This window comes from Streptomyces sp. NPDC102490 (assembly GCF_044765285.1).
In the GTDB taxonomy this organism is placed as follows: domain Bacteria; phylum Actinomycetota; class Actinomycetes; order Streptomycetales; family Streptomycetaceae; genus Streptomyces.
Genome location: NZ_JBIWJU010000006.1, coordinates 538711 through 565020, shown reverse-complemented (window position 1 = coordinate 565020; position 26310 = coordinate 538711). Strand labels below are relative to the sequence as shown.

Below are 26310 nucleotides of genomic sequence, written 5' to 3'. Positions count from 1 at the left end.
GGTTACATTTCGAACCCGGAAGCTAAGCCTTACAGCGCCGATGGTACTGCAGGGGGGACCCTGTGGGAGAGTAGGACGCCGCCGAACAATCATTGCGAGGAAACCCCGCACCGGAAACGGTGCGGGGTTTTCTGCGTTCACCCCCTATTTCCTAACCGACCAGTTTCCTAGCCGACCAGTTTTGTCTCGTAGGCCAGGATGACCGCCTGGACCCGGTCCCTCGAACCCGTCTTGGCCAGGATGCGGCCGACGTGGGTCTTCACCGTCGACTCGGCGAGGTGGAGGCGCTCGGCTATCTCCGTGTTGGTCCAGCCCTGGCCCATGACCCGCAGGATTTCGGTCTCCCGGTCCGTGAGGGCGCTCAGGCGCGGGTCGGGGGAGCCGGTCGGGCTCGGCTGCGTGGTGGCGGCCGGGAGATGGTGGACGTAGGCGTCGAGCAGGCGGCGGGTCAGGCTCGGGGCGACCACCGCGTCGCCCGTGGCCACCGCGCGGATGCCGGAGAGCAGCTCCTCCGGCTGGGCGTCCTTGACGAGGAAACCGGAGGCGCCGGCGCGCAGGCCGGAGTAGGCGTACTCGTCCAGGTCGAAGGTGGTGAGGATGAGAACGCGGGTGCGGCCGCCGCTCGCCACGATGCGGCGGGTCGCCTCGATGCCGTCCAGGCCGGGCATGCGGACGTCCATGAGGACGACGTCGGGGTGGAGTTCGGCCGCCATCCGGGTCGCTTCGGCGCCGTTGGCCGCCTCGCCCACGACCGTCATGTCGTCCTGGCTCTCCAGGAGCATGCGGAAGCCGAAGCGCTGGAGGGGCTGGTCGTCGGCGATGAGGACGGTGGTCACTGCGGGGGTTCCTCCGGTAGGTGCAGATGGACGCGCCAGCCCCGCTCGGGCGCCGGGCGTGGGCCAGCCTCAAGTGTGCCCCCGTACAGGGAGGTTCGTTCGCGCATCCCGGGCAGGCCGCGGCCGCCGGAGAGGGCGGGGGACGGGAGCGGGGCCGTTCGTCCCGTGTCGGTGACGGTAAGGGTGACGGCGCCGCCCGGCTCGTAGGAGAGGTCGATGTGGGCGGTGGCGTCGGGGCCGGCGTGCTTGAGGGTGTTGGTGAGGGCTTCCTGGATGACGCGGTAGAGCGTGAGCTGGCGGCCCTCGGGGAGTGCGGGCTCCCCCTTGACGGTGGTGCGGACGGGGAGTCCGGCCCGGCGGACGCCGTCGAGGAGGCGGTCGAGGTCGGTGAGGGCGGGCTGCGGGGCCAGTTCGGGGGCCGTGCCGGTGCCGTCCTGGTCGTCGTCGCGCAGGACGTCCAGGAGGCGGCGGAGTTCGCCGAGGGCCTGGCGGCTGGTGGTGCCGATGGCGTCGAGGGCCTGGGCGGCCCGGTCGGGGGACTTGGCGGCGGCGTACCGGCCGCCGTCGGCGAGGCCGGTGATGACGGAGAGGTTGTGGCCGATGATGTCGTGCATCTCCCGGGCTATGCGCGCGCGTTCGGCCGCGGCGGCGAGCCTGACCTGCTGGTCGCGTTCGGTCTCCAGGCGGCGGGCGCGGTCCTCGAGGACCTCGGTGTGGTCGCGCCGGGCACGGACGGTGATGCCGATGAGGGCGGCCACGCCGATGGAGAGGAACTGCGAGCCGACCTGCTGGTTCCAGGAGCCCGCGCTGTCCCCGTAGCGGGCGGCCGTGACGCAGGTCGGGGCGATGACCACGGCCACCACCCACCAGACGTTGCGCAGCGGCAGACGCAGCGCGACGTGGTGGACGACGAGGAGCTGGAGCAGGGCGGCCTGGAGCGTGGCGCCGGACCAGGCACTCACCAGTGCCGCGGGCAGGGTGGCGAGGAGGGCTGCCCGGGGATGGCTGCGGCGCCAGAGGACGGGCACGGAGAGGGCGAGGCTGAGCACGAGGACGAGACCGACGGGAACGCCGGGGTCGTGGGCGACGTTGCGCCAGCCGCCGCCGGTGGCGTCGATCAGCGCGGCCAGCACCCAGAAGCCGGTGAGGAGGAGGTCCCACACCAGCGGATGGCGGTGGTCGAAGGCGCGGAGCCGCCGGTTGACGCGCTGGACGTACTCGGTGAGTGGTTCGGCGGCCCGGTGTTCCGGCACCGGCTTCACGGGCTCCATCCGACCATGGTCGGGGATCGGAGCGCGCCGGGCGTCCGCCCGGGGGCCGTATATGAGGTGAGGGGGCTGGTACCCGAGTACTACGGTGGCCCGCATGAGTGCCTCGGTCCCCGGTGACTATGTGATCCGCGTCGTCCGCGCCGACGAATGGCCCGCGGTGAAGGAACTGCGGCTGCGGGCGCTGCGGGACCCGGTCGCGGACCTCGCGTACCTGGAGACGTACGACGACGCGGCCGCGCGGCCCGACTCCTTCTGGCGGGAGCGGGCGGCCAAGGGCGCCGAAGGGGCTGCCGGGGCGCAGCAGTTCGTAGCCGTGGGGCCCGGCGACCGATGGCTCGGCACGCTGACCGTGATCGTGGAGGAGGCCGGGACGACGGACTGGGCCGGGTTCCCGGTGGAGCGGCGGCAGGGGCACGTCGTCGGGGTGTTCGTACGGCCCGAGTGGCGGGGGAGCGGGCTGACCAAGGCGCTGTTCGACGCCGGTCTCGCGTGGGCGTGGGCGCATGGTCTGGAGCGGGTGCGGCTCATCGTGCATCCGGACAACGGGCGGGCGCGGGGCGCCTACGCCAAGGCCGGGTTCGTGCCGAGCGGGCGGACGGTGCCGCTGGTGGGCGGGCCCGGCGACCACGAGCTGGAGTACGTGCTCGAGCGCTGACCCGCCCCCGTGCTCGGGTCAGACGGGGAGTTCGTCGTGGGGCCAGCGGGCGCGGCCCTGCTCGCGGGAGCGGAGCAGGGCCAGGGTCGGCATGCCGAGGTCCGTTCCCGTGGCCAGCAGCTCCGGGAGCTGGGGGAGCGGGGCCACGGCCGCGACGTCGTCCAGGACGAGGGTCATTGGTGGGTCGAGGCGACCGGAGGATGACCGTTCGGCCATGCGCCGGCCGCGCTCGACCACGCTGGAGACGAGCGCCGTCAGCAGCGGCATCGCGCCCGGGCTCGTGCGGGGGTCCTCAATGGATTCACCCACCACGTAAAGGGTTCCCTGTTCGTGGACGAAGGAATCCAAGGCGAGGGCATCATTTCGGTGGGGGGTGCACGCCTCGCGGATGTTGACCGTGGACAGCGCGGCCAGGGCCCGGGCGGTCAGCTGCTGGGCCATGTCCCGGCGCTCGGGGTGGGCAGTCAGGGACCCTTCGAGTTCTCCCGCGGAACCGGGGGCGGCCTTGGGGTGGGTGCGCAGGATGCGGACGGCGTCCTGGACCTGGAGGCCCTGCGACCAGCGGTGGACGTGGCGGACGGTGCGGCCGTCGATGGCGGCGGCGTGGAGGTAGCTGCGCAGCAGCAGTTCGGCCGTGTCGCCGACCGCCTGGTCGAGGCGGGCGGTGGGGCGGACCGGTGCGAGCAGGGCGGCGGCCCTGGCGGTGGCCGTCGGTCTGTCCTCGCAGCCCGCGGTGGGGGACCAGTGGAAGCGGGCCGGGGTGTCGCAGAGGTGGTTCGGGTCGTAGAGGTGGGTGGGGCCGAGTTTGGCGCGGGCGTCCTTGGTCTCCGACCAGAGGGCGGGGTTGGAGGTGAGGACGAGGGCGGCGCCGTCTGCGTCCCGCAGGGCCTCGGTTGCGGTGGTGTGGCGGCTTTCCCGTGGGCCGTAGTGCACCGCGCCTTCGGCGCGGTGGGTTTCCCACCCGCCCACGCGTTTGCCCTGGAACGGAGAAGTTGAGGGCTCGGGCTCCGGAGCCGGGGTCTGTTGCGGCGCTCTGGGGGTGGGCACCTCGTGCAGCGGAGCCTCCTGGACCGGCGTCTCGTGTACCAGCGTCTCCTGTACCGGAGCCGGAGTCGGCACCGGCTCCTCACGCCTCCGCTGCCGTACCGCACGCCATCGCGCCAGCGTGCCCATCACGAACACCGTCAGTACCACCAGCACCATCAGCTGGCCGATGAACAGGCCCCAGAACAGCCCGTATCCGGAGAGGTCCGTCCGAGGGGCGTCCGGCCAGGCGCCGGGGAGGTCGTGGGGCTGGGCGATCAGCTCGCGCATGGCCTGCGGGGTACCGGTGAAACTGACGCCGGCGGGCCAGGAGCCGTGGGCGAACAGGGCGGACAGGCCGGTCGCCGTCCACACCAGCAGGGACATGCCGAGGATGAAGGCCAGGAGGCCGATCAGCAGGCCGTCGGGGATGCCGCCCTGGGCCGGCCGCTGGTCGCGGCGGTCGTCCGGTCTCATGCGTCCGGTGCCTCTCCGTTTCTCGTCCTACGCCACCGTCGATTCCGACGAGTCGCCGATGTGCTGCTCCATGAACGCCGCCGCCCGCTCCTCCGCCTCCAGCTCCGCGGCGCGCAGCGCGTCGTCGGTCGTGTCGACGGAGGACTCGGTCATCGCGCGGTCGGTGAAGACCAGGGGGCGTTCGGTCTCGGTGATCAGGTGTTTGACCACCTGGACGTTGCCGTTGACGTCCCACACCGCGATGCCGGGGGTGAGGGAGGGAATGATCTCCACCGCCCAGCGGGGCAGGCCGAGGACGCGTCCGGTGGCCCGTGCCTCGTCGGCCTTCTGGGCGTAGATGGTGCGGGTGGAGGCCATCTTGAGGATGGCCGCGGCCTCCCTGGCGGCCGCCCCGTCGACGACGTCCGACAGGTGGTGCACCACCGCCACGAACGACAGACCCAGCCGGCGCCCGAACTTCAGCAGCCGCTGGAACAGCTGTGCCACGAACGGGCTGTTGATGATGTGCCAGGCCTCCTCGACCAGGAAGATGCGCTTCTTCCGGTCGGGCCGGATCCAGGTGTGCTCCAGCCACACGCCCACGATGGCCATGAGGATGGGCATGGCGATGGAGTTGCGGTCGATGTGGGAGAGGTCGAAGACGATGAGCGGCGCGTCGAGGTCGATGCCGACCGTCGTCGGACCGTCGAACATGCCGCGCAGGTCACCGTCGACGAGGCGGTCCAGGACCAGCGCCACGTCGAGACCCCAGGCCCGCACGTCGTCTATGGCGACGTTCATCGCCTCGGCGGACTCCGGCTCGGGGTGGCGGAGCCGCTCGACGATGTCGGTGAGGACCGGCTGGCGTTCGACGATGGTCTCGTTGACGTAGGCGTGCGCGACCTTGAGCGCGAAGCCGGAGCGCTCGTCCAGGCCGTGGCCCATGGCGACCTCGATGATCGTCCGGAGCAGCGCGAGCTGGCCCGTCGTCGTGATCGCCGGGTCGAGCGGGTTGAGCCGGATGCCGTGGTCCAGGGCGGCCATCGGGTCGAGGCGGATGGGAGTTATGCCCAGCTCCTCGGCGATGAGGTTCCACTCGCCGACGCCGTCCTCGCCCTGGGCGTCCAGGACGACGACCTGGCGGTCGCGGAAGCGGAGCTGGCGCAGGACGTACGTCTTCTCCAGGGCCGACTTGCCGTTGCCGGACTCGCCCAGCACCAGCCAGTGCGGGGCGGGGAGCTGCTGGCCGTACAGCTGGAAGGGGTCGTAGATGTAGCCCTTGCCGGAGTAGACCTCGCGGCCGATGATCACGCCGGAGTCGCCGAGACCGGGGGCGGCCGTGGGCAGGTAGACGGCCTGGGCCTGGCCGGTGGACGTGCGCACGGGGAGGCGGGTCGTCTCCACCTTCCCGAAGAGGAAGGACGTGAAGGCGTCGGTGAGGACGGTCAGCGGGTCCCGCATCAGGCTCAGCCCCTACCTTCGGATGCCGGTGGCGAACGGAAGAGTGTTCACGAAGGCGCGATGGTGCTCACGGTCGCACCACTCCAGTTTCAGGTACGACTTTCCGGCCGAGGCCCTTATCGTCCGCTTGTCGCGGGCCAGCGCCTCGGGGTTGCGTGAGGAGACGGTGATGTAGCCGACCAGGTTGACGCCGGCCGCGCCGCTGGCGAGGTCCTCGCCGCGCTGGTCGAGGCGGCCGTGGGCGGCGATGTCGCGGGGGTCCACGGTGCGGTTCATCTTGGCGGCGCGGGACGCCTCGGCGTCGTCGTTCGTCTTCTCGGTCAGCATCCGCTCGATGGCGACCTCGGTGGGTTCGAGGTCCATGGTGACGGCGACGGTGCGGATGACGTCCGGGGTGTGGACGAGGAGCGGGGCCAGGAAGTTGACGCCCACCGGCGTCATCGGCCACTCCTTGATCCAGGCGGTGGCGTGGCACCAGGGAGCCCGGGTGGCGGACTCGCGGGTCTTGGCCTGGAGGTAGGTGGGCTCCATGGCGTCCAGCTCGGCCGGCCAGGCGTTGCGCTTGGTCATCGCCTGGATGTGGTCGATCGGGTGGTCCGGGTCGTACATGGCGTGGATCAGGGAGGCGAGGCGGCCCTGGCCCAGCGGCTGGCGGACGCGGATGTCGGCTTCCTGGAGGCGGGAGCAGATGTCGGTCAGCTCGCGCGCCATCACGACCGCGAGACCGGCGTCCCGGTCCAGCTTGCGTCCGCTGTGCGGCCGGGCGGCGCGGGCCATGGTGTGCGCCTCGGCGGCCAGCTCGCGGTTGTAGTGCATGCAGGCGATCAGATAGGCGCGGTGCTGCTCGCTGCTGGTGGACACCATCGACTGGAGCTGGTCGTACGACTGTTGCAGCCAGGCCGGTGACCTGCCGTCGCCGCGCTGGGCGACGTCCTTGGCGTGCGCGTCGGGGTCGGCCGGGAGCGTGCGGGCGAGCATCTGGATGCGGGTGACGAAGCCGTCGCCGTTGGCCACGTGCTTGAGCAGGGTGCCGAAGCGGTCGACCAGGGCCTCCTGGTCCTCGGAGTCGCGCAGGCCGACGCCGGGGCCCTCGATCTCGATGGCGGCCGTGACGGTCTTGCGGTCGGCGTGCAGCAGTACGGCGATCTCGTCGGGCCCGAAGGGCGCCGCCAGCCAGGAGATGCGGCCGATGCCGGGCGGCGGGCCGACCTCGATCTCCTGGCCGTCGATCCTGGTACCGGCCTCGATGGCACCGGAGCGGTAGGTGGTGCCCTTGCGGAGCGTGCGCTTGTAGCTTCGGTTGATCTCGAACCACCGGTAGAACGTCCGGTGGTTGTACGGCACGTAGACCGCCGCCAGCGCGAGCATCGGGAAGCCGGCGAGCAGCACGATGCGCAGGCTCAGGACGGGGACGAGGAGCCCGCACATCATGCCGAGGAACGCGCCCGCGACGATCAGCGCGATCTCTCCGGTCTCGCGGTTGCGGCCGACGATCGCGTTCGGCCGGGCGCGGCCGATCAGATACGTACGGCGGGGCGTGACCGTGTGGGACACGTGGGACTCGGTCGTCAACGCCCGTCACCTCCTGTGCTCTTGCTGTTGCGGGTGTTGCTTGCGTGCGGGGTGTTCACCGGGTTGCCGGAGCGCGGTGCGGGTGCGGCGGAGGGGACATTTCCGCCGCCGCCGTTCGAGGGGCGCGAGCTGTGCGCGGCGACGCCGCCGGAGGCGGGGTTCGAGGGGCGGGCGGCGGCGGAGGACGAGGACGGTCCGCCGCCGCTGTCGCCGTTGTTGCGGCTGCTGTGGGTCCTGATGCCCTGGGCGACGAGGTTCGCCGGGGAGCTGATCACCGCGGCGGCCTTGCCCTCGGCGCCCTGCATGATGCGGTTGTTGCGGCCGTTGGCGATCTCGTCGCCGAAGCCGGGGACGAAGCGGTAGATCATCGCGGAGGCGAAGATCGCGAGCAGGATGATGGCGAGGCCGGACACGATGGCGGCGACGGAGTCGGGCCCGTCCTCCGTGGTCAGCGCGCCCGCGAGGCCCAGCACGATGACGATCACGGGCTTGACCATGATCACGGCGATCATGATGCCGGCCCAGCGGCGGACGTGGCCCCACAGGTTCTTGTCGACCAGGCCGGCGTAGACGACGACGCCGAGCAGGGCGCCGACGTAGAGCAGGACGGCGCGCAGGTACAGCTCCAGGTAGAGGACGCCCGCGGCGACGATCGACACGAACGACACCAGGATCAGCATGATCGGGCCGCCGCCGATGTCGTTGCCCTGCTTCAGCGCCTCGGAGAAGGTGCCGAAGAAGGTGTCCGTCTGGTCGCCGGTGCCCTTGGCCAGGACCTCGGTCACGGCGTCGGTGGCCGACACGACCGTGTACAGGATCAACGGCGTGAAGGCCGACGCCAGGACGGTGAGCCAGAGGAACCCGACGGCCTCGGAGAGCGCGGTGGTGAGCGGGACGCCGCGGACGGCGCGCTTGGCCACCGCGAGCAGCCAGAGGATCAGGGTCAGGAAGGCGGAGGCCGCGAAGACGACGGCGTACTGCTTGAGGAAGGTGTCGTTCGTGAAGTCGACGTCGGCGGTGCTCTTCACGGCGTCGCTGAGCGTGTCGACGGTCCAGGCGGCGGCGTCGGCACAGCCCTTGGCGAGGGAGGAGAGGGGGTCGAGGGTGTCGGGGACGCTGTTCGGGGTGGTCCCCCCACCACCCCCGGAGCCCCCGCCTTCGCCTCGTTCGCAGTAGTCCTTGGCGGGGCCCACGATGAGGTCGCAGTTGTCGTCCGACGGAGCCGGTGACGGAGTGGGTGCCGCGGCGGCCCGCGTGGCGAACAGCACGAGCGCGGTCTGTACGGCGGTCAAGGCGGCGGCGGCCTTGAGTACGCGGCGCTGATCAGCGGGCATACGTGAACCCTCCGTACTCCTGGACGGCCTTGGACATCTCGTCGGCGCTGGAGGCCTTGTTGTCGCCCGGGACTGGCGCCGGGCCGTCCTTCTGGGAGAAGGACTCGACCTTCCAGTCGCTGTCCACCCAGCGCAGCTTCAGGGTCATGGTGAACCAGTCACTGCTGACGGGGGTGGTGGTCTTCTCACCCGCTGTGCCGAACACACCCGTGCACCAGACGTCCACGGTCGCGCTCGTGTCGGAGTACTGCGTGGCCTTGGTCCCGATCGGCATGGTGCGCGAGACATAGGTGTTGCCACCTGTGGCGTTGCCGTTCTTGTCCAGGCCGATGCTGCTGAGGAACTCTTCGCTGTAGACCTTCTGGAACTTGGCGGCGAGAGCGGCCTGCTTGTCGGCCACGAAGACCCGCCGCACGATCTCGTCCCGCTGGGCGGGCTTGAGGATCTCGGCCGAGACGAGAGTCACCGCGTAATTCGCCGCCGCGCTCTGCGCCCCCTGCTCGTCGTGGGCGAAGCCGGACTGGACCGGGCGGGTTCCCGAGGGGGCTGTCGCCGATGTCTTCGGCTTGTCGCCGTCGCCCCCCGCGGATGCGGAATCGTCTCCTCCACGGTTCGCGAAGGCGATCGCGGCGATGAGCAGGACGACGACGCCGACCACGGTGACCAGGCTCCGCGAGGAGGAGCGGCCGCCGCGTCGGGGGCCGCCGTCCTCCTCCGGCAGCCGGAGCCGGGTCTGGCCGGCGCCGCCGTAATCGCCGGACGAGTGGTGATCGTCTCCGAGACTCATGCCGCGTACGCCCCCTCGACGTCGGGTCGGCCGTGTACGTACGACGGTAGCCGTGCTGGTTCCCGCTCGGGCGCGGTGTTATGACTCGACATCAGGGAAACGCAACCTCAGCCGGTTGGCACGACGGGCGGGTGGGATGGAGGGGGAGGAACCGTGGTGACGGGCTACACGGCCATCCCGTACACGATGGTGAACAGGGTGCCGAGCGAGCCGATGATGAACACGCCCGTCAGCCCCGCGACGATCAGGCCCTTGCCCTGCTCCGCGCTGAAGGTGTCCCGGAGCGCGGTGGCACCGATGCGCTGCTTGGCCGCGCCCCAGATGGCGATGCCGAGGCAGAGCAGGATGGCGACGGCCATCACCACCTCGATCAGCACCTTTGCCTCGTTGCCCAGGCTGCCGAAGGGGCCCCAGTCCGGAGCGATCCCCCCGATGATGGTGTTGATGTCTCCCTCGTCGGCCGCAAAGAGCATGTAAGTCACCGCCCCTGTTGGGTAGTTCCGCATCCTCTGCGGGCATGCAGAGGTCAAGCCTCATTGTCACCGACAATGACACCGTCGCATGTCGACTTGGCGCCATTGATTGGCGGGTTCCGTATGAATAGCTTGCCACCGTTCCGCGCCGGGCCCTGGCCGGGTGGTGCGGAACGGTGTGTAAAGAGTCGTATGGTCACTCTGTGTATCACGAGAGGTTACGCCGGGCAATGATGCGGGGCGCAACCTGTTACGTGGTTGCGTCGTTGTGCCCTTCTGCGGCGTGGCCGAATCAGCCCGGTATCACGGTGGGTGACTGACTTTCAGGTAGTCCGACATGGCCGGGAAACGTCACTGAACCGCGCGCCCATGGGGGATGGTTGGACCATGCGCAAGATGTGGGTCGGGGCCGGTGCCGCGGTCGCCCTGGGGATGGGCTTCGTGATGCTGCTCGTCGTCGGTGTCTACCTCGTCGCCGGCAATCTGGCCGGCGGTGCGGGGGGCGGAGCCAAGAAGCTCGCCAAGGGGAGCGTGCCCGCGGCGTACCAGCCGATCGTGCAGAAGTGGGGCAATCTCTGTCCCGCCATCAACCCGGCGCTGCTCGCCGCGCAGTTGTACCAGGAGAGCGGGTTCAACCCGAAGGCCCGGAGCGCGGCGGCGGCGCAGGGGATAGCGCAGTTCATTCCCGGGACGTGGGCCGTCCACGGTGTCGACGGCGACGGGGACGGGGACCGGGACGTGTGGGACCCGGCGGACGCGATTCCGTCGGCGGCGTCGTACGACTGCTCCCTCGCCTCGTACGTGAAGGACGTCCCCGGCGATCCCACCGAGAACATGCTGGCCTCCTACAACGCGGGGGCCTACGCGGTGATCAAGTACCAGGGTGTGCCGCCGTACAAGGAGACGCGGAACTACGTCAAGGTGATCACGACCCTGGAGAAGAGCTTCGCCGCGCCCACCACCCGGGTCGATCCGTCGGAGCAGGCCGCCGGGGCCATCGCCTACGCGCAGAAGAAGCTCGGTACGCCGTATCTGTGGGGCGGGACCGGGACGGCCGATCAGGGCGGGCGGTTCGACTGCTCGGGGTTGACCCAGGCGGCGTACGAGAGTGTGGGGATCGAGCTGCCGCGGGTCGCCAACGACCAGTACAACGCGGGGGCGCATCCCGGCCGGGACGAACTGCTGCCGGGAGACCTGGTGTTCTTCTCGGACGACCTGACCAACTCGCGGGCCATCCGGCACGTGGGGATCTACGTGGGCGGCGGGTACATGATCGACGCGCCGCGGACGGGTGCCGTGATCCGGTTCGACCCGATCGACACCCCCGACTACTTCGGGGCCACCCGGGTGACCGAGGATGGCGCGAAAGCGCTGCCCACCACGGTGTGAATGGGAGGGTGTGAACTCAGCGTGAAACCCTGCCCTGAGCTGCGGCGACGTGTTTCTCTTCGATAACGTCTGCGTGATCATTCAGTGGAGTGTGGAACGTATCAACGGGGGACGTGCGTTCCTGTTGACGTACGGCTGACCACGGGGGTGGCAGAAGAGGCGCGCGTCCGGTGCGCCGGAGGACATGACGAAGGGGCCGCAGCACCATGGCTGGACTCGCCGAATCCGGGTCGAACCCCGACGTCGAGCTGCTCTACGACATCAACGGCCTGGCCAAGGACGCGCCGCACTGGTTCGACCGGGTCATGGAGTTCGTCGGTGAGTACGGACTGCTGTTCGCGATCGTGCTGCTGGTGCTGTGGTGCTGGTGGGGTGTGCGGCGGCGGGGCGGCGAGGACGCGGCCTCGAATGTGGCCGCTCTGCTCTGGGCGCCGCTCGCGGCCGGAGTCGCGGTCCTGGTCAACGTGCCGATACGGGGCTTCGTGGAGCGGCCCCGGCCCTTCAAGTCCCATGACGGGCTCGACGTGCTCGTGGAGGGGAAGAACGACTTCTCGTTCGTGAGCGACCACGCCACGCTCTGCATGGCCCTGGCGGTCGGACTGTTCGTCGCCAACCGGAAGTTCGGCATCGCCGCGATCGTGCTGGCCCTGTTCGGCGGCTTCGCCCGGGTCTACATGGGCGTGCACTACCCGACGGACGTCGTGGGCGGATTCGCGCTCGGTACGGCGGTCGCGCTGCTGCTGTCGCCGGTCGCGATGGCCCTGCTGACGCCGCTGACCCGGGCCGTCGAGCGCTCGCCCCGGGTGGGGTGGCTGGTCAGCGCGCGGGGGCGGGCGGGTGCCGCCGGGCGCGGCGCCGTGATCCCCGGGGCGCGCAAGGAGAGTGCCTCCGAGTCGTCGGGCGAGCGGGACCTCGCCGCCTGACGCGTGCGGCTCACAGTGCCTGCGGGTAGGTGAAGACGCGGTCCGGGTCGTACTGGTGCTTCAGACGCGCCAGGCGCGGGGCCGCGTCTCCGTAGTAGGCCTTCCGCCAGTCCTTCAGGGTCGGGTCCGAGTAGTTCTGGTAGGCGGCGCCCGAGCCGTACGGGCGCATCGCGCCGTAGGTGGATTTCAGCCAGGACTGGGCCGCGGTGCCGCTCGTGCCCGGCCGCCACGAGGCGATGTACTGGGCCAGCGTCCGGGAGCGCCGGTGCACGAACGCGGTGGCCGTCGGGGAGACGCGGTTCACCGCGCCGCCGAGCGCCGTGAACGCGATGCTGCCGGCGCCGCCGCGCACGGGGGTGGTCAGGTGGGAGAGCAGGGCCTTGACGCCGGCCGACGGGATGGGGCGGTCGAAGAAGTCCGAGCGGGCCGCGTACGTCTCCCGGCCGAGCGCCCCCTCCGGTGAGTGGCCGGGGACGGAGCCCGGGAGATGGCAGCGGGCGTCGCTCGAGAACGACGAGCAGCCCGCGTACATCTCCATCGACTCCTCGTACGTGCGGCGCTTGAGGGAGACGTGGCTCGCGGACGATCCGACGCGGTCGGCGAGGCGGTCCACGGCGTTCTGGAGTTCGCCGTAGGTGCCGAGGGAGAAGGCGGCGACCGAGACGGTGGGGGTGCGGCCGGGGGCGGTGGCCAGGTGGAGGGAGGACCAGATCTCGTCGGGCTGGGCCGGGCCCCACTCCTGCCAGGCGCGGAGGACCGCGGCGGCCTTCCGCCAGGGCCAGGTGAGGTACGCCGACACCGCCCGGGGCGCGGGGTGGGTGCGGAAGTGGAGCTCCGTGACGATGCCGAAGTTGCCGTTGCCCGCGCCGCGCAGGGCCCAGAAGAGGTCCTTGTGGGCGCCCGCCGCGTCGGCGGTGATCTCCTTGCCGTCCGCCGTGATCAGCGTGGCCCGGGTGAGGCTGTCGCAGGTCAGGCCGTAGGCGCGGGAGACGACGCCGTGGCCGCCGCCGAGGGTGAGGCCGGAGACGCCGACGGTGGGGCAGGAGCCGGCCGGGACGGTGACGCCCTTCGCGGCGAGGGCGCGGTACACGTCGATCAGCTTGGCGCCGGCGCCGACGACCGCCTCGCCGGCGGAGGCGCGGACGCGGTTCAGCTTCGAGACGTCGATGATCAGACGGCCGTCGCCGGAGGACCAGCCGGCGTAGGAGTGGCCGCCGTTGCGGATCGCCACGGGGATGTGGTGGGCGCGGGCGTAGGAGAGGGCCGTGCGGATGTCGTCGGGGTGGGCGGCGTAGGCGACGGCGCTGGGCTTCAGGGTGTCGAAGCGGGTGTTGTAGAGCTGACGGGCCGTTTTCCAGGTGCGGTCACCGGGGCGGATCAGGGGGCCGTCCAGGGACTTGGCGAGGGCGGTCCAGGTGGCGGGGGGCTTGGGGGTGGGGGTGCGGGGGGTGCCGTTGCCGGCCCTGGCTGTGCGGGTGGTTGTGGTCGTGGTGGTGGCTCCGGTGGCTCCGGTGGCTTTGGAGTCGGTGCCTGGGGAGGGGTCCTTGCCTGTGCAGGCGGTTGTGGTTGCCGCCAGGGCGGCGGCTGTGGTGGTGCTCAGGAATGTGCGCCGGTGCATGTCGCCTCCGCGTCCCGTGGGGGGTCGTGGAGGGAGACGGGGGTGCGGGGGGTTGGGTTCCCTGGGGTGCGGTGGGTGTACAGGTGTACGGCGTCGGTGGTGACCGGGGGTGGGGGCGCTGACCGGCGCTGGCCGGGTGCCGCTGCGCCCACCCTCCCCCACTCTCGGCTTCGCTCGAGCGGGGGGACCCCCATCGCCCCAGCGGCACGACTGCCCGCAGTTAGCACGACTGCCCGCAGCTAGAGGGTGGTGCTGTGCGTCTCGGCGTCCGTGCGGGCCTGGCTTCTGGCTCTGCGGGCCGGGCCTCGCCAGCCGCAGGTGCAGCGGGCCAGGCAGAAGGGGCCCTGTTCGACCGTTGTCGTGAGGTGTTCCGGGGCGTCCCCGGGGGCTTCGAGACCGTCCTGCTGCGCCACGCCCACAACGTTACCGGGGTCGCCTGCCTCTCGTTAAGCGGGACGGCAGGGGGTCCGGAACGGGCGTGACGGCTTGGGATAGCAGGTGGCGATGGTCGGGCGGGAGCGGGAGCTGCGGAGTGGGAGGCCGGGCGGCGGTCTGGCCCTCGCCGGCGGTGTGGTCTGCGTCTGTCTGGCCGTTGCCGGGTGTTCCGGGCAGGGGGCCGCGGTCCAGGGGGCGGACGGCGGCGATCCGGTCGCCGTGCTGCACCGGGCCGCCGACCGGCTGGTGGCCGCCGGGAGCGCCAAGGCGCGCACCGCGATGCAGATGGCCAGCGGCGGGACGCGGGTGACCATCCGGGGCGAGGGCGTGTACGACTTCGAGACGCGGCTCGGGCGGCTGACGGTGCGGCTGCCGCAGGACCCGGCGGGGTCGAGCGAGCACCGCCCGATCACCGAACTGCTGGCCCCGGGAGCCCTGTTCATGAAGAACCGGGGCGCCGGTGTGCCCGACGACAAGTGGGTGCGGGTGGAGACCGCCTCGCTGTCCGACGGGAACCTGGTCACCGGCGGGGCGACGGACCCGTTCGCCGCCGCCGAGGTGCTGCGGGGGACGCGGACGGCGAGGTTCGTGGGGCGCACGGAGCTGGCCGGGACCGAGGTGCGGCACTACCGGGGGACCGCCGATCTCGCGCGGGCGGCGCGCGACGCCTCGGAGGGCAACAGGAAGGCGCTGGCCGCGGCGGCCGAGGGGTTCGCCACCGCCGAGGTGCCGTTCGACGCCTACCTCGACGACGAGGGCCGTATCCGCAAGGTCCGGCACCGCTTCAGCTTCTCCAACGGGCGGGAGAGCGGCACCGGCATCGTGGACGTCGACTCGACGACGCTGCTCTTCGACTTCGGCGCCGCCGTCCGCGTACGGCTGCCCGAGGACCGGGACATCTACGCCGGCAAGATCGCCGCGGGGCCGGGGGACACGGCGGTGGACGGCAAGAACTAGCCCTTCCGTGCCATGCGCGGTGCGTAGGCCGCTCCCTACTCTAGGAAGTCGGTGACGGCAGAGACGAGGTGACGCGTGTGGCTCCGGTCGGCGGTACGGCGGTTCAGGACCACGTGGCCCTCGCCGAGATCGAGCTGTGCGGCGAGCTGATCATCGCGGCGTCGGCCGCCCGGGAGCGGCTCAGCCTGGAGAGCATCGACGAGGTACTGCGCGTGGCCGAGGAGCGGTCACGTACGCAGTAGGCGGCCGATGGCCTTCGTCGCCTCTTCCACCTTCGCGTCGATCTCCGTGCCGCCCTTGAGGGCCGCGTCGGCGACGCAGTGGCGCAGGTGCTCCTCCAGGAGCTGGAGGGCGAAGGACTGGAGGGCCTTCGTGGAGGCGGAGACCTGGGTGAGTATGTCGATGCAGTAGACGTCCTCGTCGACCATCCGCTGGAGGCCGCGGATCTGGCCCTCGATCCGGCGCAGCCGCTTGAGGTGCTCGTCCTTCTGCTGGTGGTACCCGTGCACGCCGCGGTCGTGGTCGGTCACGAGGTCCGTGCCGTCCGTCTCCACCTGGTCCACCGCCGGGTCCACGGCGGAGGAGGGCGCACCCGCGCCGGCCTCGGTGGTCGTCATCGCGTCCTCCTGATACGGACATATACCCCTGGTGGGTATATGGTAACGAACTTTCCCGGGTAGGGGGCCCTTGCCGGAGCGCTGACGTCGCCCCCCTGCTCATCACTCTGCCTGATGGGCGACACTGGGGGACGGCCCGTTAGCAGTGGCCGGATGATGCGCCTAGCATCAGCCTGACCGAAACCGATGCACCCCGAGGACCCCAACGTGCGCTTTCGTCTGACCCCCAGGGAGACGAGCTTCTACGACATGTTCGCCGCCTCCGCGGACAACATCGTCACGGGCTCCAAGCTCCTGATGGAACTGCTCGGGGCGGACGCATCCGCCCGGGCCGAGATCGCAGAGCGTATGCGGGCCGCCGAACACGCGGGTGACGACGCCACGCACGCGATCTTCCATCAGCTGAACTCCTCGTTCATCACGCCCTTCGACCGCGAGGACATCTACAACCTCGCCTCCTCCCTCGACGACATCATGGACTTCATGGAGGAGGCCGTCGACCTGGTCGTCCTCTACAACGTCGAGGAACTGCCCAAGGGTGTCGACCAGCAGATCGAGGTGCTGGCGCGGGCCGCCGAGCTGACCGCCGAGGCCATGCCGAACCTGCGCACCATGGACAACCTCACCGAGTACTGGATCGAGGTCAACCGGCTGGAGAACCAGGCCGACCAGGTGCACCGCAAGCTGCTCGCGCACCTCTTCAACGGCAAGTACGAGGCCATCGAGGTGCTGAAGCTGAAGCAGATCGTGGACGTGCTGGAGGAAGCGGCCGACGCGTTCGAGCACGTGGCCAACACGGTGGAGACCATCGCGGTCAAGGAGTCCTGACCTCTTCATGGACACCTTCGCTCTGGTCGTGACCATCGGGGTCGCGCTCTTCTTCACCTACACCAACGGCTTCCACGATTCGGCCAACGCGATCGCCACCTCCGTGTCGACGCGCGCGCTGACGCCCCGGGCGGCGCTCGCCATGGCGGCGGTCATGAACCTGGCAGGCGCGTTCATGGGGTCCGGGGTCGCCAAGACCGTGAGTGAGGGGGTGATCCAGACCCCCGAGGGTTCGAAGGGGATGGGCATCCTCTTCGCGGCGCTGGTGGGCGCCATCGTCTGGAACCTCATCACCTGGTACTTCGGCCTGCCGTCCTCGTCCTCGCACGCCCTGTTCGGCGGCATGGTCGGCGCGGCGCTGGCCGGGAGCACGACCGTGTACTGGCACGGGGTCGTCGACAAGATCGTCATCCCCATGTTCGTGTCGCCGGTGATCGGCCTGGTCGCCGGTTACCTGGTGATGACCGCGATCATGTGGATGTTCCGGCGGGCCAATCCGCACAAAGCGAAGCGCGGCTTCCGCATCGCGCAGACCGTGTCGGCGGCGGGTATGGCGCTGGGGCACGGCCTCCAGGACGCGCAGAAGACGATGGGCATCGTGGTGATGGCGCTGGTCATCGCCGACGTCGAGGACTACGGCGACCCGATCCCGGTGTGGGTGAAGCTCGCCTGCGCGCTGATGCTGTCGCTCGGGACGTACGCGGGTGGCTGGCGGATCATGCGGACGCTGGGGCGGAAGATCATCGAGCTGGACCCGCCGCAGGGGTTCGCCGCGGAGACGACGGGGGCGTCGATCATGTTCGGGTCCGCGTTCCTGTTCCACGCGCCGATCTCCACGACGCACGTGATCACCTCGGCGATCATGGGTGTGGGCGCCACGAAGCGGGTCAACGCCGTGCGGTGGGGGGTCGCGAAGAACATCATCATGGGGTGGTTCATCACGATGCCGGCCGCGGCGGTGGTGGCCGCGGTGTCGTTCTGGATCGTGAACCTGGCGTTCCTGTAGCGGCGCCCCGTACGGCGATGGGCCCGCCCCCGGAATCCGGGGGCGGGCCCTTGTGCTCCTCGCGGTGGCACCGCCATGCAGCACCGCGAGGGGTTGGGAGGGGCGGTCTAGCCGAAGCGGCCGGAGATGTAGTCCTCCGTGGCCTGGACCGACGGGTTGGAGAAGATGCGCTCCGTCTCGTCGATCTCGATCAGCTTGCCGGGCTGCCCGACCGCCGCCAGGTTGAAGAACGCCGTACGGTCCGAGACGCGCGCCGCCTGCTGCATGTTGTGCGTCACGATGACGATCGTGAAGCGCTCCTTCAGCTCGCCGATCAGGTCCTCGATCGCCAGGGTGGAGATCGGGTCGAGGGCGGAGCAGGGCTCGTCCATGAGCAGGACGTTCGGCTCGACCGCGATCGCCCGCGCGATGCACAGGCGCTGCTGCTGGCCGCCGGAGAGGCCGGAGCCCGGCTTGTTCAGGCGGTCCTTGACCTCGTTCCAGAGGTTGGCGCCGCGCAGTGACTTCTCGACGACGTCGTCCAGCTGGGACTTCTTGTACTTGCCGTTCAGGCGCAGGCCCGCCGCCACGTTGTCGTAGACCGACATGGTCGGGAACGGGTTCGGGCGCTGGAAGACCATGCCGACCTCGCGGCGCACGGCCACCGGGTCGATGCCCGCGCCGTAGAGGTTCTCGTCGTCCAGCATCACCTTGCCGTCGACGCGGCCGCCCGGGGTGACCTCGTGCATGCGGTTGAGCGTGCGCAGGAAGGTGGACTTGCCGCAGCCGGAGGGGCCGATGAAGGCCGTCACGGAGCGGGGCTCGACGGTCATCGAGATGTCCTCGATGGCCAGGAAGGAGCCGTAGTAGGCGTTGAGGCCGCTGACATCTATGCGCTTGGCCATGGAAATCACTGCTTCTTTCGGGTCGGGTCGCTGACTGTGTGCCGTCGGTCGCGTCAGCGACCTGCCATGCGGCGGCAGCCGCACAAGGTCATCGCGGGGCCTTCCAGCGGGCGATGCCGCGGGCCGCGAGGTTGAGGATCATGATGAACGCGATCAGCGTCAGGGCCGCCGCCCAGGCACGGTCGTAGGCCGCGTCGGAGCCCGCGCCGTACTGGAGGTAGATGTACATCGGCAGCGACTCCTGCGGGCCCTCGAAGGGGTTCGCGTTGATGAAGTCGGTGCCCCAGACCAGCAGCAGCACGGGGGCCGTCTCGCCGGTGATGCGGGCGACGGCCAGCATGACGCCGGTGACGATGCCGCCGATCGAGGTCGGCAGGACCACCTTGATGATCGTGCGCCACTTGGGCACGCCCAGGGCGAGGGACGCCTCGCGCAGCTCGTTCGGGACGAGCTTGAGCATCTCCTCGGTGGAGCGGACCACCACGGGGATCATCAGGATGCACAGGGCGAACGAGCCGGCCACGCCGGACGGGCCCATGTCCAGGATCAGGACCCACAGGCTGAGCACGAACAGGCCCGCGACGATGGACGGGATGCCCGTCATGACGTCCACGAAGAAGGTGACGGCCTTGGCGAGCCGGCCGCGACCGTACTCGACCAGGTAGATCGCGGTGAGCACACCGATCGGCACGGAGATCAGGGTGGCGAGGCCGACCTGCTCCAGGGTGCCGAGGATGGCGTGGTAGATGCCGCCGCCGGGTTCGGCGTCGCCGACCACGCCCATGGAGTGGGTCAGGAAGTAGCCGTCGAGGACCTTCACGCCCTGCTTCACGGTCTCCCAGATCAAGGAGACCAGCGGGATCAGGGCCAGCAGGAAGGCGACCCAGACCATGCTGGTCGCGACCCGGTCCTTGGCCTGCCGGCCGCCCTCGACGCTCGCCGAGATGCCGTACGAGCCGCCGACGAAGAGGACCGCGGCGATCAGGGCCCACTGGATGCTGCTGTCCAGCCCGGCGGCGGCGCTGATGCCGAGGCCGAGGAGGACCGAGCCGGCCGCGACCGCCCAGGGGAACCACTTGGGCAGGGTGGCGGCGCGCAGGGAGCTGCGGTTCTTGGGGGCGGGGGTCAGGGTTGCGTTGCTCATGCGTTGGCCCCCGAGTACTCCTTGCGGCGGGCGATGATCATGCGGGCGCCGCCGTTGACCAGCAGGGTGATGACGAACAGGACCAGACCGGAGGCGATCAGGGCGTCGCGGCCCATCTGGGTGGCCTCGTTGAACTTGCTGGCGATGTTCTGGGCGAAGGTGCCGCCGCCCGGGTCGAGCAGGCTGGGGGCGATGTCGAAGGTCGGGGAGAGCACCATGGCCACGGCCATCGTCTCGCCGAGCGCGCGCCCGAGGCCGAGCATCGAGGCGGAGATGACGCCGGAGCGGCCGAAGGGGAGCACCGACATCCGGATGACCTCCCAGCGCGTGGCGCCGAGGGCCAGGGCGGCCTCCTCGTGCATGCGCGGGACCTGCCGGAAGACCTCGCGGCTGACGTTGGTGATGATCGGCAGGATCATGATCGCGAGCAGGATGCCCACGGTGAACAGCGAGCGGCCCGCGCCGCCGTTCCACTCGAAGATCCCGGTCCAGCCGAGGTACTCGTCCAGCCAGCCGTAGAGTCCGTCCAGGTGCGGCACCAGGACGAGCGCGCCCCACAGGCCGTAGACGATCGAGGGCACGGCGGCGAGCAGGTCGATCACGTAGCCGATCAGGCCGCCCAGCTTGCGCGGCGCGTAGTGCGTGATGAACAGCGCGATGCCGACCGAGACCGGGACGGCGATGGCCATGGCGATGATCGACGACACGACGGTGCCGTAGGCCAGGACCGCGATGCCGAACTCCGGCGGGCTGCCGGTCGGGTTCCACTCGAAGCTGGTGAAGAAGTTCGCCTCGTCGTCGCTGATGGCGAGGACGGCGCGGTAGGTGAGGAAGGCCGCGATGGCGGCCATGATGACCAGCACGAGGATGCCGGACCCGCGGGAGAGCCCGACGAAGATCCGGTCGCCGGGGCGGGTGACGCCGCGGGCGGCGCGCGGGTCCGCGGGGGCGGGCGGCTGGGGTGTGCGGGAGGGGGCTGGCTTCTGGGTGTCCGTTGTTATGTCCATCGGGTTCTCCGGTCTGCGGAGCCGTCGTGGTCGGCGGCTCGGGCGGAGCCCCGGTCGGGGGCTCCTGGCGGCGGTGCACCGGACGGTGCGGTCCGGCCCCCGCGGGGACCGGACCGCACTCGGGTCAGCTCAGGCCCGAGATGGTCTCGCGGACCTTCGTGATGATCTCGGAGGGCATCGGGGCGTAGCCGGCGTCCGCCAGCAGGCCCTGGCCGTCCTCCGAGGCCATGTAGTTCAGGAAGGACTTGGTGGCCGGCAGGGTGTCGGCCTTGTTGCCCTTGTCGCAGGCGATCTCGTACGTCACCAGGACCAGCGGGTAGGCGCCGGCGGCGTCCGGGGTGTAGTCCAGCTCCAGGGCCAGGTCCTTGCCGGTGCCGACGACCTTGGCCGCGCCGATGGCGGCGGTGGCGTTCTCGACGGTGGCCTTGACCGGCTCGGCGGCCGCGGTCTTGACGTCGACGGTCTTGATGCCGTCCTTGGCGTAGGACAGCTCGAAGTACGAGATGGCGCCGGGCGTCTGCTTCACCTGGCCGGCCAGGCCGGAGGAGCCCTGCGCGGACTGGCCGCCCTTGGCCTCCCAGGACTTGCCGCCCTCGTACTTCCAGTCCTCGGGCGCGGCGGCCTTGAGGTACTTGGTGAAGTTGTCCGTGGTGCCGGACTCGTCCGAGCGGTGGAAGGCCTGGATCTTCAGGTCGGGAAGCTTGGCGTCGGGGTTGAGCTTCTTGATCGCCTCGTCGTTCCAGTTGGTGATCTTGCTGTCGAAGATCTTGGCCATCGTCGGGGCGTCCAGGACGAGCGAGTCGACGCCGGTGACGTTGAAGCCGACCGCGATCGGGCCGCCGACCATCGGCAGGTCGATGGCCTGGCCGTCCTTGCAGACCTTCTTCGAGGCGGCGATCTCCTCCGGCTTCAGCGCGGAGTCCGAACCGGCGAACGCGGTCTGGCCCTGCGTGAAGGCGGTGATGCCCGCGCCCGAACCGGTCGGGTTGTAGTTGATCTGCACGTTGTTGCAGGCGGCGACGTACTGCTTGACCCAGGCGTCGATGGCGTTCTTCTGGGCGGAGGAGCCGGAGGCCTGGAGCTGGCCCTTGGCGTCGTCGCACTTGATGTTGCTGTTGGCGCTGGCGCCGGCGTCCCCGCCGTTGCTGTTGCCGCCGGTGTCGTCGGAGCCGCACGCCGTGAGGGCCAGGGCGCCGGAGACGGCGAGAGCACCGAGAGCGAGGGCCCGCCGGTTCATGCGCTGAAGCTTCACTTGAGGGAGTTCCTTCCAGGAGCCGCCGTCCTGAATTCGGCGGCGTGCGAGGAGTGGTAAGGCCGAAATTAGGCAGATCAGATGAAGGCGCCGAAGGGCGTAAATGAACGCGGGGTGAACCCCTGAGGACGGTGCGGTGAGGTCACGGAACGCTTACGTCGAGGACACGGACGGGTTCCGGGGCCGGGCCGGGGGTCGGGCCAGTGGCCGGTTCAGGGGCCGGTTCAGTGGCCGGTTCCGTCGGGGCGCGTCGCCAGGAGCGCGTCGACGAGGTCGCGGTCCCGGGGTGCGGTGAGGCGGGCACGGGCCGCGTCCGGGGTCAGCCACAGGATGCGGTCGACCTCGTCGGAGGGGGCGAAGGCACCGGCGCCCGCCGCGGCGGCCCAGTAGCGGACCTCCTTGGGGCGGCCGTTCGCGAGATAGCGCACGGTGGGCAGCTCGGGGCCCGGCTCGGCGGCGTACCCGGTCTCCTCCGCGACCTCGCGCAGGGCGCCCGCGAGCGGGTCCTCACCAGGCTCGAGCTTGCCCTTCGGGTGCGACCAGTCGTCGTACTTCGGGCGGTGCACGAGGCACAGCTCCAGGCCGGGGAGCGCGGTCGAGGGCGCGGGGCGCCACAGGACGCAGCCCGCCGCGCGGACCGTGGTGTCGTCGTCTGCGGGGCTCACGGCGCGCACGCCTCCCGTCGTCCTGCGGCCGTCCTACGGCAGCCTGATCGGTTCCTTGCGCCAGCTGTGCTGGAACGCGTACCGCGCCGCCTCCACCTCATGCCGCTGGTCGGCGTGGAGCACGCCGAGCGCGTACGCCGTCGCCGGGGCGATGCGCGGGGTACGGGCGGCCTGGGCGGCGGCCGCGGCGGCCTCCGCGGCGTCCCGGTGGCGGTTCAGGGCCTCGCCCGCCGCCAGGAGGCGCACGTCCAGGGAGTCGTCGTCGGCCCCGGCCTCCGCGCCGGCCAGCGCCTCCAGGGCGTAGCGGTGCAGGCGCAGCAGCAGGCGGACCTGGTGCCACGGGGCGTCCTGGGGGTGCGGGGCGGGGTCCGGGGAGAGCCCGTGGACCAGCGCCTCGGCGTTGTACGGACTGCCCGCGGTGACCAGCGGGAGGGCGGCCACGGCGTCGGCGAGGCGCTCCTGCGCGGCACCGGCCAGCGGGCGCAGGTCGGCGGGCGCGGCGTCGGGTCCCGCGGCGGCGGCCCCGCGCCCGGCACTGCTCAGCGGGACTTCGCTGGCCAGTAACGCGACCTTGTCGGCGACGGCGTGGAAGCGGCTGCTGCCCAGGCACTGGAGGGCGGCGGAGTGCGCCCGGGTACGGGCCAGGGTCAGCTGCCGGTCGAGCAGCGCGCCCGCCTTGGCCGCGCCGACCGTGAGGTTGCCGCGGTTCGCGGACGCCGGGTGGGCGGCGGCGGGCACGGGGGAGACGGCGGGCGGCACGGCCGCGGTGACGGTGTCCCGGCCCGTCGGCCGCGGCGCCGGGAACGCCGTGGAACCGGAGAGCCGGTGCAGGGCCTGGAGCAGGCGTTCCAGGCGGGCCGCGTAGGCGTGCTCCCTCGCCAGCGTGCCGGACAGCCAGGCCAGCTCGGGGCGCAGCTCCTCCGCCCAGTCGGCGTCCAGCAGCGGCTGGAAGGTGTGCAGGGTGGCGCTGATGCGGCGGGCGGCGCGGCGCAGGGCGCGGGCCGCGTCCACGTCGTCCGCGGGCGGGGCCGCCCGGTCCGGGCCGCCGTACGCGCCGCGGGCGCCGGGCGCACCCGCCGCCTCCGCCCCGGCTCCCGTTCCCGCGCCCGCACCGGGTCCCGGTCCCGTCCCCGACTCCCGGTGCCGGCGCAGTGCGCGCAGGAACTCCGTGGCCTGGGCGCGCAGGTAGCCCACGAGCGCGTCGGTGCCCGCGCCGGCCCGCGGAGCCGCACCGGCGTCCCCGTGCGCGGGTGCGGTCGCGGGGTGCGGCGGTGGGGCGGTCGCCGCGGGGTGTGTCGGGTCAAGGTGTCGCTGTGCCACGCCGGCGCCTCCGGGCGTCTATGAGCATCTCCTGGACGTTGCGCAGGGGCTGGCCGTCCGTGTCGGTCGCGTGCCGGGTCCACTCGCCGTCCGCGCCGAGGTGCCAGGAGGCGGTGGCGTCGGACATGCCGTTGTCGAGGAGCCGGTTCAGGGCCGCCCGGTGGGCCGGGTCGGTGACCCGGACCAGGGCCTCTATCCGGCGGTCGAGGTTGCGGTGCATCATGTCGGCGCTGCCGAGCCACACCTCGGGCTCCCCGCCGTTGCCGAAGGCGAAGACCCGCGAGTGCTCCAGGAAGCGGCCGAGGACGGAGCGGACCCGGATGTTCTCCGACAGGCCCGGCACCCCCGGGCGCAGCGCGCAGATGCCGCGCACCCACACGTCGACCGGCACACCTGCCTGGGACGCCCGGTAGCAGGCGTCGATCACGGCCTCGTCGACCATCGAGTTGACCTTGATGCGGACGTGGGCGGGACGGCCGGCGCGGTGGTGCTGGATCTCCTTGTGGACGCGGGAGACGAGGCCGTCGCGCAGCGACTTGGGCGCGACGAGCAGCCGGCGGTAGGTCTCGCGCCGGGAGTAGCCGGAGAGGCGGTTGAACAGGTCGGAGAGGTCCGCGCCGACCTGCGGGTCCGAGGTGAGCAGGCCCAGGTCCTCGTAGAGGCGGGCGGTCTTCGGGTGGTAGTTGCCGGTGCCGACGTGGCTGTAGCGGCGCAGCGTCTCGCCCTCCTGCCGTACCACCAGGGAGAGCTTGCAGTGGGTCTTCAGGCCCACCAGGCCGTAGACCACGTGGCAGCCGGCCTCCTCCAGCTTGCGGGCCCACTTGATGTTGGCGGACTCGTCGAAGCGGGCCTTGATCTCGACCAGGACGAGGACCTGCTTGCCGGACTCGGCCGCCTCGATGAGGGCGTCGACTATGGGGGAGTCGCCGGACGTCCGGTACAGCGTCTGCTTGATCGCCAGCACGTCGGGGTCGGTGGCGGCCTGCTCCAGGAACGCCTGCACGGAGGTGGAGAAGGAGTCGTACGGGTGGTGGAGCAGGACGTCCTTGGTGCGCAGGGCGGCGAAGATGTCCGGCGCGGACGCCGACTCGACCTCGGCCAGGTCGCGGTGGGTGCCGGCGACGAACTTCGGATACTTCAGCTCGGGCCGGTCCAGGCTGTGGATGCGGAAGAGGCCGGTGAGGTCCAGGGGACCGGGGAGCGGGTAGACCTCCGCCTCGCCGATCTTCAGCTCCCGCACCAGGAGGTCCAGGACCTCGCGGTCCACCGACTCCTCGACCTCCAGGCGCACGGGCGGGCCCAGGCGCCGCCGCATCAGCTCCTTCTCCAGGGCCTGGAGGAGGTTCTCCGCGTCGTCCTCCTCCACCTCCAGGTCCTCGTTGCGGGTGAGGCGGAAGGTGTGGTGCTCGAGCACCTCCATGCCCGGGAACAGCTCCTCCAGGTGGGCGGCGATGACGTCCTCGACGGGGACGTACCGGCCCGGGGAGGCCTCCAGGAAGCGGGAGAGCAGCGGCGGGACCTTGACGCGGGCGAAGTGGCGGTGGCCCGTGACGGGGTTGCGGACGACGACCGCGAGGTTGAGGGAGAGGCCCGAGATGTACGGGAAGGGGTGCGCCGGGTCGACCGCGAGGGGGGTGAGGACCGGGAAGATCCGGTGCCGGAAGAGGGTGAACAGGCGGGCCTGCTCCTTCTCCGCCAGCTCGCTCCAGCGGACCAGGTGGATGCCCTCCTCGGCGAGCGCCGGGGCGACGTCCTCGTGGAAGCAGGCGGCGTGCCGGGCCATCAGCTCGCGGGAGCGGGCCCAGATCATGTCCAGGACCTCGCGGGGCTGGAGGCCGGAGGCGGAGCGGGTGGCGACGCCGGTCGCGATGCGGCGCTTGAGGCCGGCGACGCGGACCATGAAGAACTCGTCCAGGTTGCTGGCGAAGATCGCGAGGAAGTTGGCCCGCTCCAGGAGGGGCGTGTTCGGGTCCTCGGCGAGTTCGAGCACGCGTTCGTTGAACGCCAGCCAGCTGCGCTCGCGGTCCAGGAAGCGGCCCTGCGGGAGGCGGGCACCGCCGTCCTGGGACTCCTCCGACTCCTCGTACGCGTCGAGGTCGGCGTCGATGTCCGGCTCCAGACCGGAGACCGCGGCGGCCACGGTGTCCGGGCGGTGCGCCGCGATGGAGCCCACGGACGGCTGCGTGGGCTGGACCTCTGCCTGGGTGTTCGGCTGCCTCATGAACCCATTCTTCCGCGCCGCGCGCGGGTCAGGCGCGTCGGAGGGTCCCAAGGGCCCGGAAGGGTACGGCTCGGTCGGCTTCATTCGGCGAGCCTCGCAAGGCTGTCTGAATCGACGGTTACGGGGACATGACGTGCGGGATAGCGGCGGGCCTCCGAAAGGTCGCCGGGACAGAC

General features: G+C 71.1%; 25 protein-coding genes and 1 rRNA gene. 8 read left to right on the top strand and 18 right to left on the bottom strand.

Annotated elements, in window-relative coordinates; genetic code table 11:
* Positions 1–87 (top strand): 5S ribosomal RNA (gene rrf / locus ACIRGB_RS16995); the annotation flags it as partial.
* Positions 88–167: 80 nt separating this feature from the next.
* On the opposite strand, the gene ACIRGB_RS16990 is transcribed toward rrf, so the two are convergent.
* Positions 168–836 carry a response regulator gene (locus ACIRGB_RS16990; RefSeq protein ID WP_403864839.1) on the bottom strand — a complete coding sequence of 223 codons (669 nt, stop codon included), beginning with the start codon at positions 834–836 and terminating at the stop codon, positions 168–170.
* On the bottom strand, positions 833–2107 hold the full coding sequence (locus ACIRGB_RS16985; RefSeq protein ID WP_403864837.1) for a sensor histidine kinase: 1275 nt from the start codon (positions 2105–2107) through the stop codon (positions 833–835). The genes ACIRGB_RS16990 and ACIRGB_RS16985 overlap by 4 nt, the downstream gene beginning before the upstream one ends.
* 94 nt (positions 2108–2201) lie before the next feature.
* Here ACIRGB_RS16985 and ACIRGB_RS16980 point away from each other — a divergent pair, with 94 nt between their 5' ends.
* Positions 2202–2762, top strand: a complete 561-nt coding sequence (locus ACIRGB_RS16980; protein WP_403864835.1) for a GNAT family N-acetyltransferase — start codon at positions 2202–2204, stop codon at positions 2760–2762.
* A gap of 18 nt (positions 2763–2780) precedes the next feature.
* Here the strand turns inward: ACIRGB_RS16980 and ACIRGB_RS16975 are convergent, their stop codons facing one another.
* The 6 genes from ACIRGB_RS16975 to ACIRGB_RS16950 form a co-directional block, all read right to left on the bottom strand.
* Entirely contained in the window at positions 2781–4262 is a 1482-nt protein-coding gene (locus ACIRGB_RS16975) for a type IV secretory system conjugative DNA transfer family protein (RefSeq protein WP_403864832.1), read from the bottom strand.
* A 27-nt stretch (positions 4263–4289) separates the two neighbouring features.
* Positions 4290–5702 carry an ATP-binding protein gene (locus ACIRGB_RS16970; RefSeq protein ID WP_403864829.1) on the bottom strand — a complete coding sequence of 471 codons (1413 nt, stop codon included), beginning with the start codon at positions 5700–5702 and terminating at the stop codon, positions 4290–4292.
* Between the two features lie 12 nt (positions 5703–5714).
* On the bottom strand, positions 5715–7274 hold the full coding sequence (locus ACIRGB_RS16965) for an SCO6880 family protein (protein WP_403864826.1): 1560 nt from the start codon (positions 7272–7274) through the stop codon (positions 5715–5717).
* Positions 7271–8608, bottom strand: a complete 1338-nt coding sequence (locus tag ACIRGB_RS16960; RefSeq protein ID WP_403864823.1) for a hypothetical protein — start codon at positions 8606–8608, stop codon at positions 7271–7273. The genes ACIRGB_RS16965 and ACIRGB_RS16960 overlap by 4 nt, the downstream gene beginning before the upstream one ends.
* A complete protein-coding gene (locus tag ACIRGB_RS16955; RefSeq protein ID WP_403864820.1) occupies positions 8598–9395 on the bottom strand; it encodes a hypothetical protein in 798 nt (265 codons plus the stop codon). Before ACIRGB_RS16955 ends, ACIRGB_RS16960 begins: the two co-directional genes overlap by 11 nt.
* Positions 9396–9559: 164 nt before the next feature.
* Positions 9560–9868, bottom strand: coding sequence for a hypothetical protein (locus ACIRGB_RS16950; RefSeq protein WP_403864818.1), 309 nt, complete (start codon positions 9866–9868; stop codon positions 9560–9562).
* Positions 9869–10237: 369 nt separating this feature from the next.
* Here ACIRGB_RS16950 and ACIRGB_RS16945 point away from each other — a divergent pair, with 369 nt between their 5' ends.
* Both ACIRGB_RS16945 and ACIRGB_RS16940 read left to right on the top strand, forming a co-directional pair.
* Positions 10238–11257 carry an NlpC/P60 family protein gene (locus tag ACIRGB_RS16945; RefSeq protein WP_403864815.1) on the top strand — a complete coding sequence of 340 codons (1020 nt, stop codon included), beginning with the start codon at positions 10238–10240 and terminating at the stop codon, positions 11255–11257.
* Positions 11258–11463: 206 nt separating this feature from the next.
* Positions 11464–12180: a phosphatase PAP2 family protein gene (locus ACIRGB_RS16940; protein WP_403864812.1), complete on the top strand. Its 717-nt coding sequence runs from the start codon at positions 11464–11466 to the stop codon at positions 12178–12180.
* A 10-nt stretch (positions 12181–12190) separates the two neighbouring features.
* On the opposite strand, the gene ACIRGB_RS16935 is transcribed toward ACIRGB_RS16940, so the two are convergent.
* Positions 12191–13798, bottom strand: coding sequence for an FAD-binding oxidoreductase (locus tag ACIRGB_RS16935; RefSeq protein ID WP_403864809.1), 1608 nt, complete (start codon positions 13796–13798; stop codon positions 12191–12193).
* Between the two features lie 239 nt (positions 13799–14037).
* A complete protein-coding gene (locus ACIRGB_RS16930; RefSeq protein ID WP_403864806.1) occupies positions 14038–14211 on the bottom strand; it encodes a hypothetical protein in 174 nt (57 codons plus the stop codon).
* A 91-nt stretch (positions 14212–14302) separates the two neighbouring features.
* On the opposite strand from ACIRGB_RS16930, the gene ACIRGB_RS16925 reads away from it, so the two are divergent.
* Both ACIRGB_RS16925 and ACIRGB_RS16920 read left to right on the top strand, forming a co-directional pair.
* Positions 14303–15190, top strand: coding sequence for a hypothetical protein (locus ACIRGB_RS16925; RefSeq protein WP_403864912.1), 888 nt, complete (start codon positions 14303–14305; stop codon positions 15188–15190).
* Between the two features lie 77 nt (positions 15191–15267).
* The gene (locus ACIRGB_RS16920; RefSeq protein ID WP_171987290.1) at positions 15268–15432 is read left to right on the top strand and encodes a hypothetical protein; all 165 of its coding nucleotides are present in this window, start codon (positions 15268–15270) and stop codon (positions 15430–15432) included.
* Here the strand turns inward: ACIRGB_RS16920 and ACIRGB_RS16915 are convergent.
* Positions 15418–15807 (bottom strand): metal-sensitive transcriptional regulator, encoded by a 390-nt coding sequence (locus tag ACIRGB_RS16915; RefSeq protein ID WP_403864803.1) that lies wholly within the window; start codon positions 15805–15807, stop codon positions 15418–15420. The genes ACIRGB_RS16920 and ACIRGB_RS16915 overlap by 15 nt on opposite strands.
* Positions 15808–16014: 207 nt before the next feature.
* Here ACIRGB_RS16915 and ACIRGB_RS16910 point away from each other — a divergent pair, with 207 nt between their 5' ends.
* Positions 16015–16635 (top strand): DUF47 domain-containing protein, encoded by a 621-nt coding sequence (locus ACIRGB_RS16910; protein WP_053133402.1) that lies wholly within the window; start codon positions 16015–16017, stop codon positions 16633–16635.
* A 7-nt stretch (positions 16636–16642) separates the two neighbouring features.
* Positions 16643–17641 (top strand): low-affinity phosphate transporter PitH, encoded by a 999-nt coding sequence (gene pitH / locus ACIRGB_RS16905; RefSeq protein WP_403864799.1) that lies wholly within the window; start codon positions 16643–16645, stop codon positions 17639–17641.
* Between the two features lie 107 nt (positions 17642–17748).
* On the opposite strand, the gene pstB is transcribed toward pitH, so the two are convergent.
* From pstB to ACIRGB_RS16870, 7 genes are all read right to left on the bottom strand, one after another.
* A complete protein-coding gene (pstB, locus tag ACIRGB_RS16900; RefSeq protein ID WP_003974830.1) occupies positions 17749–18525 on the bottom strand; it encodes a phosphate ABC transporter ATP-binding protein PstB in 777 nt (258 codons plus the stop codon).
* An 88-nt stretch (positions 18526–18613) separates the two neighbouring features.
* Positions 18614–19669, bottom strand: coding sequence for a phosphate ABC transporter permease PstA (gene pstA / locus ACIRGB_RS16895; RefSeq protein WP_403864795.1), 1056 nt, complete (start codon positions 19667–19669; stop codon positions 18614–18616).
* Positions 19666–20676, bottom strand: a complete 1011-nt coding sequence (gene pstC / locus ACIRGB_RS16890; protein ID WP_403864792.1) for a phosphate ABC transporter permease subunit PstC — start codon at positions 20674–20676, stop codon at positions 19666–19668. Before pstC ends, pstA begins: the two co-directional genes overlap by 4 nt.
* Before the next feature lie 124 nt (positions 20677–20800).
* Entirely contained in the window at positions 20801–21928 is a 1128-nt protein-coding gene (gene pstS / locus ACIRGB_RS16885) for a phosphate ABC transporter substrate-binding protein PstS (protein WP_403864789.1), read from the bottom strand.
* Between the two features lie 224 nt (positions 21929–22152).
* A complete protein-coding gene (locus ACIRGB_RS16880) occupies positions 22153–22593 on the bottom strand; it encodes an NUDIX hydrolase (RefSeq protein WP_403864786.1) in 441 nt (146 codons plus the stop codon).
* Between the two features lie 33 nt (positions 22594–22626).
* Positions 22627–23913 carry a CHAD domain-containing protein gene (locus ACIRGB_RS16875; protein WP_403864784.1) on the bottom strand — a complete coding sequence of 429 codons (1287 nt, stop codon included), beginning with the start codon at positions 23911–23913 and terminating at the stop codon, positions 22627–22629.
* On the bottom strand, positions 23894–26134 hold the full coding sequence (locus ACIRGB_RS16870) for an RNA degradosome polyphosphate kinase (protein ID WP_403864781.1): 2241 nt from the start codon (positions 26132–26134) through the stop codon (positions 23894–23896). Before ACIRGB_RS16870 ends, ACIRGB_RS16875 begins: the two co-directional genes overlap by 20 nt.
* Between the last annotated feature and the right edge of the window lie 176 nt (positions 26135–26310).

Bases quoted from the DNA above. Each gene is read 5' to 3' on its own strand.
- pstA (WP_403864795.1), bottom strand. From the start codon at position 19,669: ATGAGCAACGCAACCCTGACCCCCGCCCCCAAGAACCGCAGCTCCCTG.
- pstC (WP_403864792.1), bottom strand. From the start codon at position 20,676: ATGGACATAACAACGGACACCCAGAAGCCAGCCCCCTCCCGCACACCC.
- ACIRGB_RS16960 (WP_403864823.1), bottom strand. From the start codon at position 8,608: ATGCCCGCTGATCAGCGCCGCGTACTCAAGGCCGCCGCCGCCTTGACC.
- ACIRGB_RS16975 (WP_403864832.1), bottom strand. From the start codon at position 4,262: ATGAGACCGGACGACCGCCGCGACCAGCGGCCGGCCCAGGGCGGCATC.
- pstB (WP_003974830.1), bottom strand. From the start codon at position 18,525: ATGGCCAAGCGCATAGATGTCAGCGGCCTCAACGCCTACTACGGCTCC.
- ACIRGB_RS16870 (WP_403864781.1), bottom strand. From the start codon at position 26,134: ATGAGGCAGCCGAACACCCAGGCAGAGGTCCAGCCCACGCAGCCGTCC.
- ACIRGB_RS16970 (WP_403864829.1), bottom strand. From the start codon at position 5,702: ATGCGGGACCCGCTGACCGTCCTCACCGACGCCTTCACGTCCTTCCTC.
- ACIRGB_RS16985 (WP_403864837.1), bottom strand. From the start codon at position 2,107: ATGGAGCCCGTGAAGCCGGTGCCGGAACACCGGGCCGCCGAACCACTC.
- ACIRGB_RS16935 (WP_403864809.1), bottom strand. From the start codon at position 13,798: ATGCACCGGCGCACATTCCTGAGCACCACCACAGCCGCCGCCCTGGCG.
- ACIRGB_RS16940 (WP_403864812.1), top strand. From the start codon at position 11,464: ATGGCTGGACTCGCCGAATCCGGGTCGAACCCCGACGTCGAGCTGCTC.
- ACIRGB_RS16945 (WP_403864815.1), top strand. From the start codon at position 10,238: ATGGGGGATGGTTGGACCATGCGCAAGATGTGGGTCGGGGCCGGTGCC.
- ACIRGB_RS16955 (WP_403864820.1), bottom strand. From the start codon at position 9,395: ATGAGTCTCGGAGACGATCACCACTCGTCCGGCGATTACGGCGGCGCC.
- ACIRGB_RS16950 (WP_403864818.1), bottom strand. From the start codon at position 9,868: ATGCTCTTTGCGGCCGACGAGGGAGACATCAACACCATCATCGGGGGG.
- pitH (WP_403864799.1), top strand. From the start codon at position 16,643: ATGGACACCTTCGCTCTGGTCGTGACCATCGGGGTCGCGCTCTTCTTC.
- ACIRGB_RS16915 (WP_403864803.1), bottom strand. From the start codon at position 15,807: ATGACGACCACCGAGGCCGGCGCGGGTGCGCCCTCCTCCGCCGTGGAC.
- ACIRGB_RS16925 (WP_403864912.1), top strand. From the start codon at position 14,303: ATGGTCGGGCGGGAGCGGGAGCTGCGGAGTGGGAGGCCGGGCGGCGGT.
- ACIRGB_RS16980 (WP_403864835.1), top strand. From the start codon at position 2,202: ATGAGTGCCTCGGTCCCCGGTGACTATGTGATCCGCGTCGTCCGCGCC.